The organism is Pedobacter cryoconitis, from assembly GCF_014200595.1.
In the GTDB taxonomy this organism is placed as follows: domain Bacteria; phylum Bacteroidota; class Bacteroidia; order Sphingobacteriales; family Sphingobacteriaceae; genus Pedobacter; species Pedobacter cryoconitis_C.
Map to the genome: position 1 here is coordinate 555,532 of NZ_JACHCG010000004.1, position 17,334 is coordinate 572,865.

The following is a 17,334-nucleotide window of genomic DNA, read 5'->3' on the forward strand; positions in this document are numbered from 1 at the left end:
TTGCCTTTTTATATAAATAAATAGATTTAAATTTACACTTTTGTTCTCAAACAAGATCTTTTTTGATTATGAGCTTTATATTAAAGCCGGTAGATACCGTTGAGAATATCAGTCCCGCAGATTTTAAAAAAAACTATTTAGACCCTAGAAAACCTCTAATCATTAAAGGTTTAACAAAGAGCTGGCCTGCAAGAGAAAAGTGGACAACTGAGTACCTGAAAGAAATTGCCGGTAACCTGGAGGTTCCTTTATATGACAATGCAAAAGTAGACCCTTCCAAGCCTATCAATTCGGCGGCAGCGCATATGCGTTTCGGCGATTACCTTGATTTGATTAAGTCAGAGCCTACAGAACTCCGTATATTTTTCTTTAATTTATTTAAGCATGTACCGAGCCTGATCAAGGACATTGTATTGCCTAAAGATCTAATGGGTGGTTTCATCGAGAGTATGCCCGCCATGTTTTTTGGTGGTTCAAACTCTGTGACCTTCCTGCACTATGACATTGATCTTCCACACCTTTTTCATACACACTTTGGTGGCAGAAAACATATCATCTTATTTGATAATAAATGGAAAGACCGTCTTTATTGTATTCCAAATGCTACTTATGCGCTGGAAGATTATGATGTAGCCAATCCTGATTTTGATAAATTCCCTGCACTCAAAGGCGTAGAAGGATATGAAGTTTTCCTTGAACATGGCGATACCCTATTCATGCCTACAGGAATGTGGCACTGGATGAAATATCTGGATGGTTCTTTCTCTTTAAGTTTAAGAGCATGGGATGCTTCTCCAATCAGAAAAGCACAAAGTTTATTTAACCTTGCTATTAAAGGTGGTTTAGACAGTGTTTTGAAAATGGCATTAAAAGCTCCTTACGCAGAATTCAGAGAAAAACTGGCTATTAAAAGAGCAGAAAAGGCATTAGCTAAAGGCTTACCAAAAAAATAAGGGCACACCTTTGTGTCATAATTCCTTTCCGATTACGGCTTATACCCAGCCTTTATATCAAAAAACCAGTATTCAGCGTACTGGTTTTTTGCGTTTAAGCTCCGGAGGGTATTTTTACAAGCAGGTAACATTAGTTCTCTGGCAAACTTTTACCTTCGATATTCCGTTATATACTAACATATGAGAGGTTTCCATTTTTCTAATTTTCAAGCAGATGACAAGCCTAAGGGCGGGTTTGATGAAATGCTGAAGTTATTTACCCAGCTATTGAATTACACTGCGGGTGATGCAGGTGAAACATTGGCCTGGATGAATGAACTGGACAAGCAATATAAGTTTACCACGGGCGATTACGGCATGGGTGATTTCATTGATGAGCTGAAAGATAAGGGTTATATCAAAGAAGATTCCAAGGATGGCAATATGGAGATTACTTCCAAAACCGAACAGGTAATCCGCAAGTCTGCACTGGAGGAGATATTCGGCAAGCTGAAGAAGGCCGGAAAGGGTAATCACAATAGCAATATCTCTGGTATCGGGGAAGAAAAGAATGCAGACCGCCGTGAATATACCTTTGGTGATAGTCTGGATCAGATTGATATGACTGCGTCTATACAAAATGCTCAAATCAATCATGGTATCGGTAATTTCACTTTAACTGAGGGTGACCTGGAAGTAGAGGAAAAAGACCACAAAACGCTTACTTCTACGGTGCTGATGATTGATATTTCCCACTCTATGATTTTATATGGGGAAGATAGAATTACGCCGGCCAAAAAGGTAGCGATGGCGCTGGCCGAACTGATTAAAACGCGTTATCCTAAAGATACACTCGATATTGTAGTATTTGGAAATGATGCCTGGCCGATTACGGTGAAGGATCTTCCTTATTTACAGGTTGGGCCTTACCATACCAATACCCTTGCGGGTTTAGAACTGGCCGCAGACTTACTGCGTCGCCGGAAAACACATAACAAACAAATTTTCATGATTACTGATGGTAAACCGACCTGTCTGAAAGAGAACGGCCGTTACTATAAAAACAGTATGGGACTGGATAGAAAGGTGATTAATAAAACCCTGAATATGGCTGCACAGTGCAAGCGCCTGAATATCCCGATTACGACCTTTATGATTGCCCAGGATCCCTATTTACAACAATTTGTAAGGGAGTTTACAGAAATAAACGGGGGAAGGGCATTTTACAGCTCCTTAACTGGTTTAGGCGAGTACATTTTTGAAGATTATATTAAAAACCGAAGAAAAATAGTCCGTTAATCCGGACAAATACACCTATGGAGCAAACCTCAATTAAAACTCTTGGCGAATTAAAAGCCTCAAATTACATCTCCTTAACAGTAAAAGACGAATTGCGCAAGAACCTTATACAGCAGCTTCAAAATAAAGATGCTGGTTTTGAGGGTATCCTTGGTTATGATGAGACTGTTATTCCTGAACTTCAGACTGCGATTTTATCCAGACACAACATCTTACTATTAGGTTTAAGAGGTCAGGCCAAAACACGTATTGCACGTTTAATGGTTAACCTGCTTGATGAATATATCCCTTATATCACGGGAAGTGAAATCTTTGATGATCCTTTGAATCCGATATCCTGGTTCGGAAAACAGGAAGTTGCTGCACATGGTGATGCAACCCCGGTCAGCTGGCAGCACCGTTCAGATCGTTATACGGAGAAATTAGCAACTCCGGATGTGACCGTGGCTGATTTAATTGGCGATATGGACCCGATTAAAGCCGCTACACTGAAGTTAACCTACAACGATGAGCGTGTGATCCACTTTGGATTAATCCCAAGAGCACACCGAAGCATTTTCGTAATCAATGAGCTGCCGGATTTACAGGCAAGGATACAGGTAGCTTTGTTTAACATGCTTCAGGAAAAAGATATTCAGATCAGAGGTTTTAAATTACGTCTTCCGTTAGATGTACAATTTGTATTTACAGCAAACCCTGAGGATTATACCAACAGGGGATCAATTGTGACGCCGTTGAAAGACAGGATAGAAAGTCAGATCCTTACGCATTATCCTAAAACGATAGCGATATCCCGTAAAATTACTTTCCAGGAGGCAAAGATCACTGAAGCACAAAAACTAATCGAAGCGGATGGTTTAGTGAAAGATTTGATTGAGCAAGTAGCTTTCGAAGCGCGTAGAAGTGAATTTATCGATCAGAAATCTGGTGTTTCGGCACGTTTAACGATTTCCGCTTACGAAAACCTGATCAGTACTGCCGAAAGAAGAATGCTGGTTAACGGAGAAAAGAAAACCTTCGTGAGACTTGCTGACCTGACGGGAATTATACCAGCAGTAACAGGTAAAATAGAGTTGGTTTACGAAGGTGAGCTTGAAGGGCCTGCTAAAGTTGCCAATATCTTAATTGGTAAAGCGATCAAAAGCCTGTTCAACCGTTACTTCCCTGATCCGGAGAAAGCAAAGAAAAGCAAAACTGCAAATCCTTATCAATTGATCACAGACTGGTTCACAGATGGCAACACATTGGATATTGCTGATAACCTGACAGAGTCTCAATATAAAAAAGAGCTGATGCAAGTTGGCGGCCTGAATGAACTGGTTAAACAATTCCATCCTAAGCTGAGTGCAAATCAAACCCTTTTATTAATGGAGTTTGCCTTACATGGGCTGGCGGAATATTCTCAGTTGAACAAAAAATACCTGAGTGGTGGTTTCGGGTTCTCTGATATGTTTGACAGCTTATTTAATACCGATCCTGAAGAGGATGAAGATGATGACATTGATTTCAATGCCTAGTCTGTTTTAAAGTATCTTTTAATATTTAACATAAATAATGGGCAGATTACCCTTTCTTATTGCAGGATGTCTTTTAATCATCGCATTTGACTTTTATTTCGTCAAGGCGATTTTATCTGCTTTCAAAAACTGGAGTGATAAAGCAAAAATCAGGTTTACCCGAATTTATTGGGCTATCACCATGATACTAATCATTGGTGTTTTTGCAGGTATCTTCTTAAATCTCTTTTTATCACTGCGCGCAATCATTTTAGTTGTTTTTTTCCTGACCACAGCCTGCAAAATCGTGATGCTGCCCTTTCTGCTGGTTGATGACCTGCGCAGATTCAGCATTGCTATGTTCAGACGTATCAAAAGACCGGAAAACAACAACGCAGCAGTATCAGGAAGCTTAAAAGATCAGGATAACGCAACCGGTTTATCCCGTAAAATAAGCACCACCAATAAAACCGGTTTAGCCATCGAACAACCGATCAGCCGTTCTTCCTTCATTGTCAAAGCAGGCTTAGTTGCAGCGGCAATTCCCCTCACTTCATTGTCCTGGGGCATTGTATCAGGAGCTTATGATTACCAGGTTCGCAGAAAAACACTGATCCTCCCGAACTTACCTGCTGCCTTTGATGGCATCACTATGGGACAAATCTCAGATATTCACTCTGGAAGCTTTTACAATAAAACTGCTGTAAAAGGAGGCGTCGAAATGCTCCTTGGCGAAAAACCAGACTTCATCTTTTTCACTGGCGATATCGTCAACGATATGGCAACAGAAATGCGGGATTATCAGGATATATTCAGTAAAATAAAGGCTCCTCTTGGTGTTTATTCATCCCTGGGAAATCATGACTATGGCGACTATTATTTTGGTAAAGAATCTTCCCCTGCCAAAGTAAAAAACCTGAAAGATGTGATCAAAACCCATGAACTTATGGGCTGGGATCTCTTAATGAATGAAAACCGCCGGTTAAAAATTGACGGTGAAGAGATTGGAATCCTGGGCATCGAAAACTGGGGTATGGGGCGTTTCCCGAAATACGGCCGTATGGATCTTGCAGTTAAGAACACCGATGACCTTCCCGTAAAGCTTTTACTTTCTCACGACCCTTCACATTGGCGTGCCGAAGTCCTGCCCAAATACCCACAGATAGATGCGATGTTTAGTGGCCATACTCATGGTATGCAATTTGGCGTACGTACCGAAAAGTATCAATGGAGCCCTATAGAGTATATCTATAAAGAATGGGCCGGGTTATACCAGGAGCAAAGGCAGCAGCTCTACGTTAACGTAGGTTACGGCTTCCTTGGTTATCCCGGAAGAGTAGGTATCTTACCGGAGATCACCATCTTCACGCTCAAAAGAGCATAAGAAAAAGAATACAAAAAAACATCCCTGTAATTTCTGACCCCGTTATATAGTCCACAAAAACGAAAACCAGAAATTACAGGGATTTTGTGTATACGGGAAATATTAAACAAAGACAGAATACAAGAGTAACTCACCCAATATATCTATAGAGAATAACTATAAAGGTCTAACAACGAAGTTTTACTATCATGATGTGACAAGTTCTTCTAGTGTGTCTAATAAGTCTTCCAGAGAGCTTCCTTATAAAACTATTTCAAATAAGCTTTTCAACAAATTCTTCTATCTGGTCATCCAATAACCTCCATCTATGTGTGGATATCGAAAAAAAACAACATACTAATGTGAGGACATTCGTTCCGGGCCTCTTCAGGCGAAGGCAATGTCGGCCGAACATAGTATGTTGTTTTTTTTCGAAGCCGGACACACACTCCTCAACACTGTTAATAACTCACTAACAACTTAATCAAAACCGTTAAACTTAATTTATTACATTATAAATAAATTAAACATCATGAAAACTCACTTTATAACCTACGGAGACGATAAATACAGAGAGCAGAGAAAATTTCTCAAACAAATAGCTATAGATTCCACTTTTTTCGATGAAGTAAAAGTATACAGTCCATCTACCATAGATCCAATCTTCGCAAAACACTTCAAATCAATTCTTGAACAAGGAAAAGGCGGAGGATACTGGATCTGGAAACCCTACCTTATTAAGAAAATATTCGACACACTTCCGGAAAACGATATTTTAATTTATGCTGACGCAGGATGCATTATTAATAAAAGAGGTGCCCGGCGTTTCCACGAATACCTGACCCTTCTCATAGCAACCGATACCGGTATACTCGCCTTTGAACTCCCTCACAAAGAAAATGAATATACCAAACAAGAAGTATTTGATTACCTCAAAACCCCAGCAGAAATTATCAATTCTAATCAATTGATGGCAACTGTTATCATGCTGAGAAAATGTCAGCACACCACACAACTCATCGATAAATGGTACGATACACTATATGAAGCCCCGTACCTGTTTACAGACCAGAAAAACCCGGCCATTCAGCAAAAAACATTTATAGAACATCGCCATGACCAAAGTATATTCAGTGTACTAAGAAAAACACATGGAGCCTTCATTATACCAGACGAAACATATTTTGCGAATTTTATAGAAGATGGAGCAAATTACCCCTTCTGGGCTGCCCGGTTGCAAGATGGTATTTAAACAAAAATAGCGCAGCTCCTATAAAAAGACTGCGCTATCAAAAATACTGTTAAAAAACTATCCCGCATTAAAACGGTAACCAATACCCCTCACAGTCTGTAACAACTGAGGATTATCAGGATTCAATTCAATCTTCTTTCTCAAACGAACAATATGCATATCAAGCGTACGCGTATTCACATCAGAATTATATCCCCAAACAACCAGCATTAACTCATCACGGTTAATCACCTTATTCGGATTTCTCAGGAAATACAATAAAATCCTGTTCTCCAATATCGTTAACTCAATCTTTCTTCCACTCCTGTAAAGCGTATGGATATTAGGGTGATGCTCCATATCCCCAAAACGATGGATCTCTGACTTATCATTATTCAGCAAAAACTTCACCTTACTCTCCAGCATCGCCACCAAAACATCCATATTAAACGGCTTGGTTACATAATCAGACACACCAAAAGTATAAGCATCGATCTTATCCACATCCTGCGCCTTAGCAGTCATCATAATAATCAAGTTCTCAAAACCCTGCTTACGCACCTCCTGACAAACATCCGACCCCTGTTTACCCGGCAACATCCAGTCCAGCAAAACAATATCAGGCTTTTCATCCATGATCGTTTTTACCGCCAGCTCACCATCACCAGTTTCCAGTACATCGTATCCCTCAGACTTTAGCCTGTGTACCACTAAAAACCTTAAATTTTCATCATCCTCAACTATCAGTATTTTAATTCCTTTAGACATATCATTAATTATTATAAGGCAGTACTATTTTAAACTCTGTTCCTTTATTTACTTTGCTCTTTACCGAAATCTCACCCTTCATGAAATTCACTAACTCCTTACAAAAAGCCAGCCCCAAACCAACACTACCATTCTGATTATACTGATTCTGTATCCGGTAAAACTTCTTAAAGATATTATTAATTTCTGGTGTAGGAATACCTATCCCCTGATCCACAAATCTGAATACAACTTTTCCCTTAATCATTCTCGCCACAATATGCAGCCGCTTATGCTCAGGACGTGAATACTTATAGGCATTCTCTGCTAAATTGTCAAAAAGGCTGCCCAGCAATACCGGATCCGTGATAAATGTCCCAAAACCAGAGACCTCATAAGTAACCACAAAATCAGGATGCTTCAACGTATGCGACTCAATCGTACTCTCAATAAAATCCACGATATTGATTTCATCATGATTTAACTGAATAGCCCTGTTTTCAATCTGCGTAAAAGCCAGTAGCTTGTTCATCAGCCCATTTAACTTGTCGGCCTCCTCATCCAGGATTTTACCATATAACTTCAGCTCCCTTTCAGTCAGCGCACTCGCACTTTTAATATTATTACCTGCGATCTTAATCACGCTTACCGGTGTTTTAAACTCATGCGTCAGGTTATTCACAAAATCATACTGCAATTTAAACATCTTATGATTAATATTCAGATTTCTGTAGATCAAAACAGTCACCAATACCAGAATACCATAAAAAAGTAACATCACCAATGCAATAGGCATAAAATAACTCAGGATCTCCTGAGACACAAACGACTTTGCAGAAATAAAATAGAGCTTATAATCTGAAAACGGGCCGGGTAACGTAATCTCTGTAGCCACATAATCCGTTGAAGTATTTAAAGGATCATAAGTAAGCGGTTCAATCCTTATATTTTGATACAATAGCGGTCGCGTATTGATAATTTTAATCTTATAAGGATCAAGATGAAAAGATAACATATCCTGCTGATAAACCGGAGACGGACTCAGCTGCTGCCTTAACATCTGCTTATAGACCTTTAAATCTTCAAACCCCGGAATATTCAGGTAAGTAATTTTGTTCGAACGGATAATACTGAAGTTAGTAAAAAGCTCTTCCTGACTAGGCACACTAGTCGTATCCAAACTCTCAATATAAGAAATCAGCTTAATCCCTAAAGCATTAAAATCATCACCCCTGCTGAATTTTTTCGTATCATCCCTGGAAAACAATTTGACCGAATCCAAAGGCACCAGATCACCAAACTGATAAATATTTTTAGGGCCAAAAGAAAAATGTCCGGTATTTAATCCATCTCTGACTGGTGTATTTCCAATCTCTGAATCATAAAAGACCACCTTTGAAACGAATGGATAGGCATTAATAATTGTATCAACAAACTTTGATGCCGTAGCAGAATCAAGATACCCATTGTAATAAGAGATTTCAGGAACTTTATTCTGGAAAAACTCATTGTAAGGCTTGATACTTTCTTCCAGCACCTTTACCTTTTCAGAGACAAACTCATTTTCTATAAACTTCTTGCTGAAATTATAAGCCAAGAACAGTGACAAGATGAACAATACAGAGATCAGCACAATAAATGTCACGATCAGTGAAAAGTTTTTACGATAGCCACTAGTCTTTTCCGGAGCCATATTACCCATCTATTTCTTAGACAAATTTACAGATAAAAACTGCTCCAGTGAAGCATATAACTGTTGGCGCACATCTTCACCCTGCGGAGAAAACTCATTATATTCCTTTTCCAGGTAAGTTACGTTCACATTTCTTTTTTTAAGTTCTTTCACAAACTGAACAGCCTCTCCCGAATTACTCCTTGGATCCTTTGGGCTTTGCGCAAGAAACACTGGAACTCTGAACTTATCTGCATGAAAAACCGGAGATACCTGGCGCATCCGGTCACCTTCAGTTACAGGATTACCAATCACCTCATAGTACATCTGCAAATTCGTCTTCAAAAATGGAGGAATTGACTTCAGATAACTGAACAAATTAATCACTCCTGAATTAGACCCGCCACAAACATACATCCCCGGACTCGAATATAAACTATTTAACGCGATATAACCGCCAAAGCCAGAACCATAAATAGCTATTTTCCTTGGGTTAGCAATCTTATTCTCAATGAGCCACCTTACCCCATCATTAATATCATCTTTGATTTTGCCTCCCCATTGACCAGATCCAGCAGCAGCAAAGGACTTCCCGTACCCGGATGAACCTCTGTAATTAACCTGGAACACTGCATACCCTCTGTTCGCCAGAAATTGTACTTCTGCCTTATATCCCCAGGAATCTCTGCGCCCCGGTCCATCATGCGGCAAAACAACTACAGGAAGGTTTGAAGAAGGTTTATTAATCGGTAACGTAAGATATCCCTGTATTTTTAATCCGTCACGTGCCGTATAAGAAACAGGTTTCATCTCGCACATTTCAGCTTCCTTAACGTAAGGATTAAAATCACTTAGTTTTCTGATTGTACCTTTATTGGCAATATATAAGTAATAAGATCCCGGATTTCTATCCGTAAACGTTCTTACAATAAATGTATTTTCTGCTTTATCTCTGTCAATAATCCTTGATTCAGTACCAGGTAATAATTTATCCAGCTTTTCATATAGCTTTTTAACAGATGGATCAAGATAATGCTTCTCCTTTTTCCAGGTTTCACAGATTACAAAAGCTATCGTTTTTTTAGACTCAGAATATTGAGCATCCACTACATTGAGCGTATCATTACTGAAAAGCACTTTGCTTTCTTTTCCCGTCAGACAGTTCAATTCTATCAACGCATTTTTATCCCTGTTGACATTAGAGATCGCATAAACAATATTTGGTCTCGTGTCTGAAATCGCAATAGGCGTGAAAGTAGTTTTAAAGTTATTGGTTACGACAGCCCTGAAGGCTTGGTTTTCAGTCTCTCTGTAGAGTAAAGTCTGGTTTACCCCATCACTTGTAGTGGCCAGGCGAATTTGTCCTTTTGAATCTGTTACCCAGTTGGTAATGTTTCCAGGGTTCCTCGCAGCCATATCCATCTGGCCATCTCTTACATTTAAACGGTAAACATCAAATACCGTAGAATCTCTTTTATTAGATGAAACCAATAAGAATTTACCATCAATCAGCTGATCTTTAAGTACGTGCATCCTGCTTTTTCCATTATCACTCAGCTGACGTTCATTTTCCCCGTTTTTATTGATAATAAAGATATCAGATAACCGCTCTGCACCGGCCTTCTCTTTGTAATAAACAATTTCATCATTACTTACCCAGAAGTAATAATTGATATTTTTCTCATTCAATTGTGTGATTTGTGAAGACCTCCCGGTAGCCAGCTCTTCTACAAATAAATTTTGCTTTTTACCCTGCAACTTCAGATAAGACATGGTTTTGCCATCCAGAGAAATTGCATAAGAACCCTTGTCCTGTGCCTTAAAGAAGTCTGCTACAGGAATAACCCTCACCTGCCTGTTTTGCCGGCAAGCACTGAAAAGGGCTAGAAGAACAATTAATAAATATCTTTTCTTTAAGGTCATAGCATTAGGGTAGCCTGCAAAAATACGCAACACGAGCTGTCTATATGGACAATACACTAATATTGTTACCTTAACAGCAAATGAAGAGCGTCTCAAAATAGGAATATTTTATCGCTGATAAAGAAATGTGTGGTAACATTTAAAATACGGGTAATCCGGAATGATGGACAGCCACAATTTATTATCTTTATTTTTGATAACAGTTTATTGCTGTTCACGTTGATACAGGACATGATGATAAAAACAATATTGGCAATCCTACTCTGCTTTACAGGCTCACTATCATTATTTGCGCAAAGTAATAATGATAATGAGATGGCGATGCTGTACTATCAAAATGGAGATTATCAAAAGGCTTCCGTATTGCTGGAAAAGATAGTCTTCAAAACAAAAAACGAGGCCTATTCAGATCTGTACTTCAATGCACTGCTCAAATCAAAACAATATGAAGTTGCTGATAAAGCGGTTAAAAAGCTGATCAGGCAAAATCCTGAATCATCAAAATATCTGACTATACAAGCCCGGGTTTATAAAGAAAAGGGAGAACTGGAGAATGCAAAAAAGACTTTTGATCAGCTCTTGCACTCCCTTCCTGAAGATGAATCCAAAATAAGGGCATTGGCAAATGATTTATATCAGATGGCCGAATATGATCTGGCAGCGGATGTATTTCTGCAAGCCAGGAAAAACCTGAAAAACAATCAGATCTTCACTTTCGAACTCCTGAGTATTTATCGTTTCAAGAAGGACAAGAATAAATTGGGAGAAGAATATTTGAATGCGTTGTCTACCATGCCGCAAATGCTCCAGCAGGCTGAAACAGTACTGCCTTCTGTTTTTGAAACCAATGCCGATTATCTGACCCTTCAAAATTCATTATTCAAAAGGATACAAAAAGACCCTCAGAATGAATCCTATTCAAAATTGCTGATCTGGCAATTTTTGCAGCAAAAGGAATATGATATGGCGTTGCGTCAATTAATTGCGCAGGATAAAAGGATTAAAGATGACGGAACGATCTTATTTGAGCATGCACAAATATTTGCCTCCAATAAGGCCTATGATACAGCTATAAAAGCTTATACTTATTTAGCTCTTAAAGGCAAGGAAAACCCGTATTATCTGCCTTCCAAACTGGCTTTGATAGATGCCAGTTATCAAGCACTTTTATTGGGTAAAAATGAGCAAAAAGATATTATAGTGCTTGCAGGTCAGTATCAGGAAATTCTGGATGAATATGGCAAAAATGCGAAGACACTTTTTGCCCTTAGAAAATGGGCAAATTTACAAGCTTATTATCTGAAAGATCTTAAAAAAGCGGAAGAAGCGCTGGAAGAGGCTATAAAATTTCCGGGTATTAGCAGTGCAGATCTGGGTGAAATGAAACTTGAACTTGGAGATATCTACAGACTGACACAACAACCATGGGAAGCCATTTTAATGTACGAGCAGGTGGCTAAAGAGTTTGAAAATCAAAACATTGGGACTGAGGCCAAATACAGATCTGCAAGGTTATCATTTGAGCAGGGAAACTTTAGTTATGCCAAATCTCAGGCAGATGTACTGAAAGCTTCGACGGAACAATTAATAGCAAACGACGCGCTAAATCTCAGCCTTTTAATTTCTGATCATCTGGAAACCAAAACAGATACACTGGCACTTCAAATGTATGCTGCTGCTGAATCACTGCAATTCAGAAATCTCAGCAAAGACGCAATAGCTAAAGTAGACAGCATTAGCCTGTTATATCCCAAAAACAGCCTTACTGATGATATTTTGATGTTTAAATCAAATATTTATATCAAAAACAGAGATTTTGCTCTTGCTGTCCCTTTGCTTAAAGAATTGATCGGACATCAGCAAAAAGGGAATTGGGCAGATGAGGCCTTATTTATCCTTGCCGGCATTTATGAAGACCAGCTGAATGATGCTGAGCAAGCTAAGGCTTTATATCAAAAACTGATTGCAGACTTCCCCGGCAGCATGTTTGTAACCGAGGCGCGTAAACATTTCAGAAAACTGAGAGGTGATCCTATGGAATCCTGAATTTATTCCTGCAATTTATAAAGTTACACAAGCTCTTAATGATATCTTTGTGCTATGTTATTATACAATGTAACCCTGATTATTGAAGAAGCTTCTGCTGCGGCATGGCTGCAATGGATGCAAGAAGAACATATTCCTGAAGTAATGGCTACCGGATTATTCGTTTCCAACAGATTATTAAAGGTGGTAGATTCACCAAATGAAGGTGTAACTTATTGCGCACAATACGTTGTACAGTCAATCGAAGATTATGATGCTTACCAGTTAACGCATGCAAATGCGCTGGCAGCAGAATTAAATAGCCGTTTTAAAGATAAATTTGTTTCTTTCACTACCGTAATGGAATATATAGCCTAAATATGAATATGATACAAACACCTATAGCCGATCTTTTTGTTATCGAACCTAAAGTATGGAAAGATAACCGTGGCTATTTTTACGAAAGTTTTAGTGCGCGCGCATTTGCAGAAGCTGGCATCCAGGCCGACTTTGTACAAGACAACCAATCTTTTTCACAAAAGGGTACTTTGCGTGGTTTACATGCTCAGAAAGCTCCTTTTGCACAAGGAAAACTGGTTAGGGTTATACAAGGTAAAGTGCTTGATGTTGCTGTCGACGTCAGAAAAGAATCTGCCACTTATGGCCAGCATTTCAGTATTGTCCTTAGTGGTGAAAATCACAAACAGCTATGGGTTCCGCCAGGGTTCCTTCATGGTTTCCTAACGCTTGAAGATAATACTATTTTCACTTATAAAGTGACTAATTATTATGACAAAGAGTCTGAATGTGGTGTAATCTGGAATGATGCGGATCTGAATATCAACTGGAGTGAAGAATTAACAAAAGAAGAGCTTTTGCTTTCTGATAAGGATTTAGTACTTTCTTCTTTTAAAGATTTCGTTAGTCCTTTTTAACAAAGGAGCTGCGTATTCTTTTCCTGAATTTTTATAAAAAAGGTCATCCGGATATCCGGATGACCTTTTTTATAAAATGATACCTTATTTTTTGATCAGGTTGTAAAGCTCATCCAGTTTAGGCGCCAATACAATTTCAATCCTGCGGTTTTTACTTCTTCCTTCGGGTGTAGTATTCAACTCTAATGGCTGGAATTCACCTTTTCCTGTTGCAGTAAGCCTTACCCCCGGAACTTTTTCAGTTTCTGTCAGGTAACGTACTACAGAAGTAGAACGCAATACACTCAGGTCCCAGTTATCTTTAATCTGACCCAGGTTAGTTATTTTCTGTGAGTCTGTGTGTCCTTCTACAGCAATGATAATCTCAGGCTGTTCTTTTAATACTTTAGCCAGCTGAGCCAATGCTTGTTTTCCTTTTTCATCAATAATGATACTTCCTGAAGGAAATAATAGTTTATCAGTCAGAGAGACATAAACTTTACCGTTTTTCATTTCTACAGTTAATCCGCTCTTCGAGAATCCAAGCAGTGCTTGTTCTAATTTCTCTTTTAATTGGTTAGAGGCTTCATCACGTTTACGCAAAACATCTTCTACTTCTTTAAGGCGTTGTTCACGCTTTTTAAGGTCTTCTGACAGCTTATTAATTGCAAAAGAGCTGTTATCCTTTAATTTGGCATAACTACCGTCAATCGCTTTATATTTCCCCTGAAGCTCATTGAGCTGTCCTCTCAGATTCGCTGTATCCCGTTGTAATTTAGCAATAGCGCTCTGTAGATTATCAATAGATTCCTGTGCTCCGCTCCAGCCGGTACTTAATGAATCCTGTTTAGCCAGTAAGGCTTTATATTTTTTTGGCGACAGGACTACACATGAACTAAATGCACTGGCCAATAAACCGATGCTTAAAAACAAAATAACTCTCTTCATAATTATGGTGCTATAGCTCCTCTCAGGAAGCGGACAAATGGGTATATTCCTGTAAAAGCCTTTTTTAAATGGTTAACTAATGTAGGTTTTAACAATTCCTGATCAGTAAGTGGTAAAACGGCAATAAAGCTTTTGAGTTTTAACAATCCGATATGAGGATGCTCCGGATCATAACCTTTAGGAGCTTTTTTCAGGGTATCTTCTGTACTCAGCTTAAACTGGTCAGTAAAACCTTTAGCTTCTATAATTTCAAGAAACTCTGAGGTATTGTAATCTATTTCTTCTCTTATTTTTTTAAGCAGCGATGCTTCCGGCATCCAGTAACCGCCGGCAAAAAATGATTTCCCCGGCTGAAGGTGCAGATAAAACTCCGGCCCGTTTCCATTCGAGTTTTTCACGGAGAAAGAAATTCCAAAGTTGTTCTTATAGGGATCTTTATTTTTACTGAACCGCACATCTCTGTAAATGCGCATTACACATTTCTTAGCTTGTGTTTCGAGTGGGAACTGCGGGTCAACAGTTGCAAGAACAGGAATAAGCTCCTCAACAAGGTGAATCACATCAGCCTTTGCTGTTTCATACCATTCCTTGTTCAGGGCAAACCATTCCCTGTTATTGTTTGCTGCTACTGCGCTTAAGAAAGCTAGTGTTTCTGGTTTAATCATGGTTTGTCGTAATAGGCGTTATAACTAATTTTAGGAGAGAGCCAATGTAATAAAATCACGCGTGAATAACGATAGTTAAAGGGTGCGAGAACTAAGCATCCACTAAAGATCACACCTACATACATCCATAGGGAATCAAATTCCAGATTACCACCAGAAAAAATATAGGTTGCAATACCCACGGCAATCATCTCCATTACATTCATTGCATAGCTTACATACATAGAGGCATAAAAGTAGCCCGGTTCTATCTCGTAGCGCTGTCCGCAATGAGTGCAAATATCATTTGTACGTTGTACATCGAAACCATATAAAGTACCAGTAAATATATCCCCCCTGCGGCAATGCGGACATTTACCATGTACTAATGCATATAGTTTTGTTGTTTTCTCCATCTAAACTGAAGGAGATCAGGAACGCAGGGAAGCTTGTGAACGACGGTATCTTTTATACCATAAAAAGCCAATAGCAGCAATCATCAGGTAAGGAATGGCCATCAGGTACAAAACACCCGTATTCAAGCCTACAGCTTGTGTATTCCCATTTTGAGTTCCCTGCTCTGCACTGATTGTACACATTGCACATTGTGCAGCAGCTTTCTGAAGACCAGCTCCTGCTGTTACAGCAACCAAAAGAATAAAGAAAATAATAGCTTTTTTCATTGGATTTTATCATTTATGAAGCTTACAAACCGCAAGCTTCATCAGGTTAATTATTAACTACAGCAAATATAAGATTAAACGCACAATTAAGCCTGACATTACATAAGTCTAATGTAAAAATGCCAGGCATTGTTTAAAAATTATAATAAGGTGAAATCATCAGGTAAACAATTACCCCGGTAACCGCTACATATAACCATACCGGGTAAGCCCATCTAACAATCTTACGGTGTCTTTCAATCTGCATGCTAAAGCCTCTCAGGAAACTGATCAGAATCAATGGCAACACCACAACGGCCAGCATAATATGTGTAATCAGAATAAAGAAATAAATCATTCTCGTTCCGCTTACGGCTGCCAGTTCAGCAACTGAAAGGATACCGTTATGGTCAATGTCCCCATATTTTGTATCCTTTTCATAAAGGTGAAACAGGATATAGAAGACAAGAAAAATAGCGGACAGGATAAACGTAATAACATTCGTTACTTTATGTGCCTGTATATTTTTCTTCTTGATAAAGATTAAAGAAAGGATTAGCAGTACCGAACAGGCTGCATTAATACCTCCAATTAAGTGTGGCAGTAAATAGATGAACGATGGTTTTGTTGTCGGTGGGGGTACAATCTTTAAAGCAATAACTACTGCAAGTACTACAGCAGAAACAATCCAGATCAGACGTAAAAAGAATTTATCATTAATATTCATGGTGTGTATCTTTATTAAGCATCAGGTAGCATGCAGGGCAGGCTTACCTTCCGTCTCTTACATTTCTAAGCTCTTCGGCAACGAGAACTTTTATTTCATCATTAAGCTTGGAGAGCGCTTCCTGATTAGTCGCATCATAATAACCTCTGATGCGGTGCTGGGGATCCAGAAGGACGAATAAATTGCTATAAGTGAATTTACGTTCCCCCTTTTCAAAATGCTGCTGGGCATCAATATAAAGCCCTTTATTGATCCAGTTATAAACCGCTGTACTATCTCCGGTCAGTAAGTCCCATTTACCTGCCTTTGCTTTTAATTTATCAGCATAGGGAAGCAGTTTAGCAGGAACATCTGTTACCGGGTCTATACTTAATCCTATAAAATGAATTAACGGGTTTTTGATATAGGTGTTCATATACACGTTCATTGCTTTGTTGGCAAATTCTACGGCATAATTATTTCCCGATGTGTAAATCAGGTTCAGCACAATAATCTTTCCTTCGTAATTTTTCCAGCTCACTGTATCTGCCTGCTGATTGATAAACCGGAAGTCAGGCAGCTGATGATAAATAGTATCAGGAATCTGTTTTCCTCTTTTGGAATGGAAAGTAGCGGCTACTTTTTTGGGGCCGAAAAAGGGTAACGGTTTATATCTGTTCTTTCCTTGTTCAACCAGTTCATAATATAAAAATCCCGGTACCGCTAAAATCGATACCAGGATTATTATTTTTTTTATTGAAGAAAACTTCAT

At 38.8% G+C, this 17,334-nt stretch carries 17 protein-coding genes; 8 read left to right on the plus strand and 9 right to left on the minus strand.

From position 1 onward, the window contains the following. Positions 1–68 precede the first annotated feature (68 nt). The 5 genes from HDE70_RS22150 to HDE70_RS22170 all read left to right on the plus strand — a co-directional run bounded on the left by HDE70_RS22150 (position 69) and on the right by HDE70_RS22170 (position 6,342). Positions 69–953: a cupin-like domain-containing protein gene (locus tag HDE70_RS22150; protein WP_183866096.1), complete on the plus strand. Its 885-nt coding sequence runs from the start codon at positions 69–71 to the stop codon at positions 951–953. Between the two features lie 180 nt (positions 954–1,133). Continuing rightward, entirely contained in the window at positions 1,134–2,231 is a 1,098-nt protein-coding gene (locus tag HDE70_RS22155; protein WP_183891850.1) for a vWA domain-containing protein, read from the plus strand. Positions 2,232–2,248: 17 nt separating this feature from the next. After that, positions 2,249–3,748, plus strand: coding sequence for a sigma 54-interacting transcriptional regulator (locus tag HDE70_RS22160; protein WP_183891851.1), 1,500 nt, complete (start codon positions 2,249–2,251; stop codon positions 3,746–3,748). Positions 3,749–3,785: 37 nt separating this feature from the next. Next, the gene (locus tag HDE70_RS22165) at positions 3,786–5,111 is read left to right on the plus strand and encodes a metallophosphoesterase (protein ID WP_183891852.1); all 1,326 of its coding nucleotides are present in this window, start codon (positions 3,786–3,788) and stop codon (positions 5,109–5,111) included. Positions 5,112–5,622: 511 nt separating this feature from the next. Then, a complete protein-coding gene (locus HDE70_RS22170; RefSeq protein WP_183891853.1) occupies positions 5,623–6,342 on the plus strand; it encodes a hypothetical protein in 720 nt (239 codons plus the stop codon). A gap of 57 nt (positions 6,343–6,399) precedes the next feature. Here HDE70_RS22170 and HDE70_RS22175 read toward each other — a convergent pair whose 3' ends face one another. Genes HDE70_RS22175 through HDE70_RS22185 form a run of 3 tightly spaced genes read right to left on the minus strand, consistent with a single transcriptional unit; the run spans position 6,400 to position 10,663 of the window. Further along, entirely contained in the window at positions 6,400–7,089 is a 690-nt protein-coding gene (locus HDE70_RS22175; protein ID WP_068403928.1) for a response regulator transcription factor, read from the minus strand. A gap of 4 nt (positions 7,090–7,093) precedes the next feature. Further along, a complete protein-coding gene (locus tag HDE70_RS22180) occupies positions 7,094–8,761 on the minus strand; it encodes a sensor histidine kinase (RefSeq protein WP_183866101.1) in 1,668 nt (555 codons plus the stop codon). Between the two features lie 9 nt (positions 8,762–8,770). Then, the gene (locus HDE70_RS22185; RefSeq protein ID WP_183866102.1) at positions 8,771–10,663 is read right to left on the minus strand and encodes a prolyl oligopeptidase family serine peptidase; all 1,893 of its coding nucleotides are present in this window, start codon (positions 10,661–10,663) and stop codon (positions 8,771–8,773) included. A gap of 231 nt (positions 10,664–10,894) precedes the next feature. On the opposite strand from HDE70_RS22185, the gene HDE70_RS22190 reads away from it, so the two are divergent. From HDE70_RS22190 to rfbC, 3 genes are read left to right on the plus strand one after another with little or no spacing between them, the layout of a single operon-like run. Next, complete coding sequence (locus HDE70_RS22190; RefSeq protein WP_260161841.1) at positions 10,895–12,709, plus strand: tetratricopeptide repeat protein; 1,815 nt, start codon at positions 10,895–10,897, stop codon at positions 12,707–12,709. 54 nt (positions 12,710–12,763) lie between these two features. Further along, positions 12,764–13,066, plus strand: a complete 303-nt coding sequence (locus tag HDE70_RS22195; protein ID WP_111634203.1) for a DUF4286 family protein — start codon at positions 12,764–12,766, stop codon at positions 13,064–13,066. 2 nt (positions 13,067–13,068) lie between these two features. Further along, the gene (gene rfbC / locus HDE70_RS22200) at positions 13,069–13,623 is read left to right on the plus strand and encodes a dTDP-4-dehydrorhamnose 3,5-epimerase (protein WP_183866103.1); all 555 of its coding nucleotides are present in this window, start codon (positions 13,069–13,071) and stop codon (positions 13,621–13,623) included. Positions 13,624–13,707: 84 nt separating this feature from the next. Here rfbC and HDE70_RS22205 read toward each other — a convergent pair whose 3' ends face one another. From HDE70_RS22205 to HDE70_RS22230, 6 genes are all read right to left on the minus strand, one after another. Then, positions 13,708–14,550 (minus strand): flagellar motor protein MotB, encoded by an 843-nt coding sequence (locus tag HDE70_RS22205; RefSeq protein ID WP_183891854.1) that lies wholly within the window; start codon positions 14,548–14,550, stop codon positions 13,708–13,710. Positions 14,551–14,552: 2 nt separating this feature from the next. Next, positions 14,553–15,215: a DUF2461 domain-containing protein gene (locus tag HDE70_RS22210; protein WP_183891855.1), complete on the minus strand. Its 663-nt coding sequence runs from the start codon at positions 15,213–15,215 to the stop codon at positions 14,553–14,555. Beyond that, positions 15,212–15,610 (minus strand): DUF983 domain-containing protein, encoded by a 399-nt coding sequence (locus HDE70_RS22215; protein ID WP_183891856.1) that lies wholly within the window; start codon positions 15,608–15,610, stop codon positions 15,212–15,214. The genes HDE70_RS22210 and HDE70_RS22215 overlap by 4 nt, the downstream gene beginning before the upstream one ends. Before the next feature lie 15 nt (positions 15,611–15,625). Continuing rightward, on the minus strand, positions 15,626–15,877 hold the full coding sequence (locus HDE70_RS22220; RefSeq protein WP_183866107.1) for a hypothetical protein: 252 nt from the start codon (positions 15,875–15,877) through the stop codon (positions 15,626–15,628). 133 nt (positions 15,878–16,010) lie between these two features. Continuing rightward, positions 16,011–16,583, minus strand: a complete 573-nt coding sequence (locus HDE70_RS22225) for a DUF420 domain-containing protein (RefSeq protein ID WP_221270564.1) — start codon at positions 16,581–16,583, stop codon at positions 16,011–16,013. Positions 16,584–16,626: 43 nt separating this feature from the next. Continuing rightward, on the minus strand, positions 16,627–17,334 hold the full coding sequence (locus HDE70_RS22230; protein WP_183866108.1) for an SCO family protein: 708 nt from the start codon (positions 17,332–17,334) through the stop codon (positions 16,627–16,629).

Bases quoted from the DNA above. Each gene is read 5' to 3' on its own strand.
- HDE70_RS22150 (WP_183866096.1), top strand. From the start codon at position 69: ATGAGCTTTATATTAAAGCCGGTAGATACCGTTGAGAATATCAGTCCC.
- HDE70_RS22155 (WP_183891850.1), top strand. From the start codon at position 1,134: ATGAGAGGTTTCCATTTTTCTAATTTTCAAGCAGATGACAAGCCTAAG.
- HDE70_RS22160 (WP_183891851.1), top strand. From the start codon at position 2,249: ATGGAGCAAACCTCAATTAAAACTCTTGGCGAATTAAAAGCCTCAAAT.
- HDE70_RS22165 (WP_183891852.1), top strand. From the start codon at position 3,786: ATGGGCAGATTACCCTTTCTTATTGCAGGATGTCTTTTAATCATCGCA.
- HDE70_RS22170 (WP_183891853.1), top strand. From the start codon at position 5,623: ATGAAAACTCACTTTATAACCTACGGAGACGATAAATACAGAGAGCAG.
- HDE70_RS22175 (WP_068403928.1), bottom strand. From the start codon at position 7,089: ATGTCTAAAGGAATTAAAATACTGATAGTTGAGGATGATGAAAATTTA.
- HDE70_RS22180 (WP_183866101.1), bottom strand. From the start codon at position 8,761: ATGGCTCCGGAAAAGACTAGTGGCTATCGTAAAAACTTTTCACTGATC.
- HDE70_RS22185 (WP_183866102.1), bottom strand. From the start codon at position 10,663: ATGACCTTAAAGAAAAGATATTTATTAATTGTTCTTCTAGCCCTTTTC.
- HDE70_RS22190 (WP_260161841.1), top strand. From the start codon at position 10,895: ATGATGATAAAAACAATATTGGCAATCCTACTCTGCTTTACAGGCTCA.
- HDE70_RS22195 (WP_111634203.1), top strand. From the start codon at position 12,764: ATGTTATTATACAATGTAACCCTGATTATTGAAGAAGCTTCTGCTGCG.
- rfbC (WP_183866103.1), top strand. From the start codon at position 13,069: ATGAATATGATACAAACACCTATAGCCGATCTTTTTGTTATCGAACCT.
- HDE70_RS22205 (WP_183891854.1), bottom strand. From the start codon at position 14,550: ATGAAGAGAGTTATTTTGTTTTTAAGCATCGGTTTATTGGCCAGTGCA.
- HDE70_RS22210 (WP_183891855.1), bottom strand. From the start codon at position 15,215: ATGATTAAACCAGAAACACTAGCTTTCTTAAGCGCAGTAGCAGCAAAC.
- HDE70_RS22215 (WP_183891856.1), bottom strand. From the start codon at position 15,610: ATGGAGAAAACAACAAAACTATATGCATTAGTACATGGTAAATGTCCG.
- HDE70_RS22220 (WP_183866107.1), bottom strand. From the start codon at position 15,877: ATGAAAAAAGCTATTATTTTCTTTATTCTTTTGGTTGCTGTAACAGCA.
- HDE70_RS22225 (WP_221270564.1), bottom strand. From the start codon at position 16,583: ATGAATATTAATGATAAATTCTTTTTACGTCTGATCTGGATTGTTTCT.
- HDE70_RS22230 (WP_183866108.1), bottom strand. From the start codon at position 17,334: ATGAAGTTTTCTTCAATAAAAAAAATAATAATCCTGGTATCGATTTTA.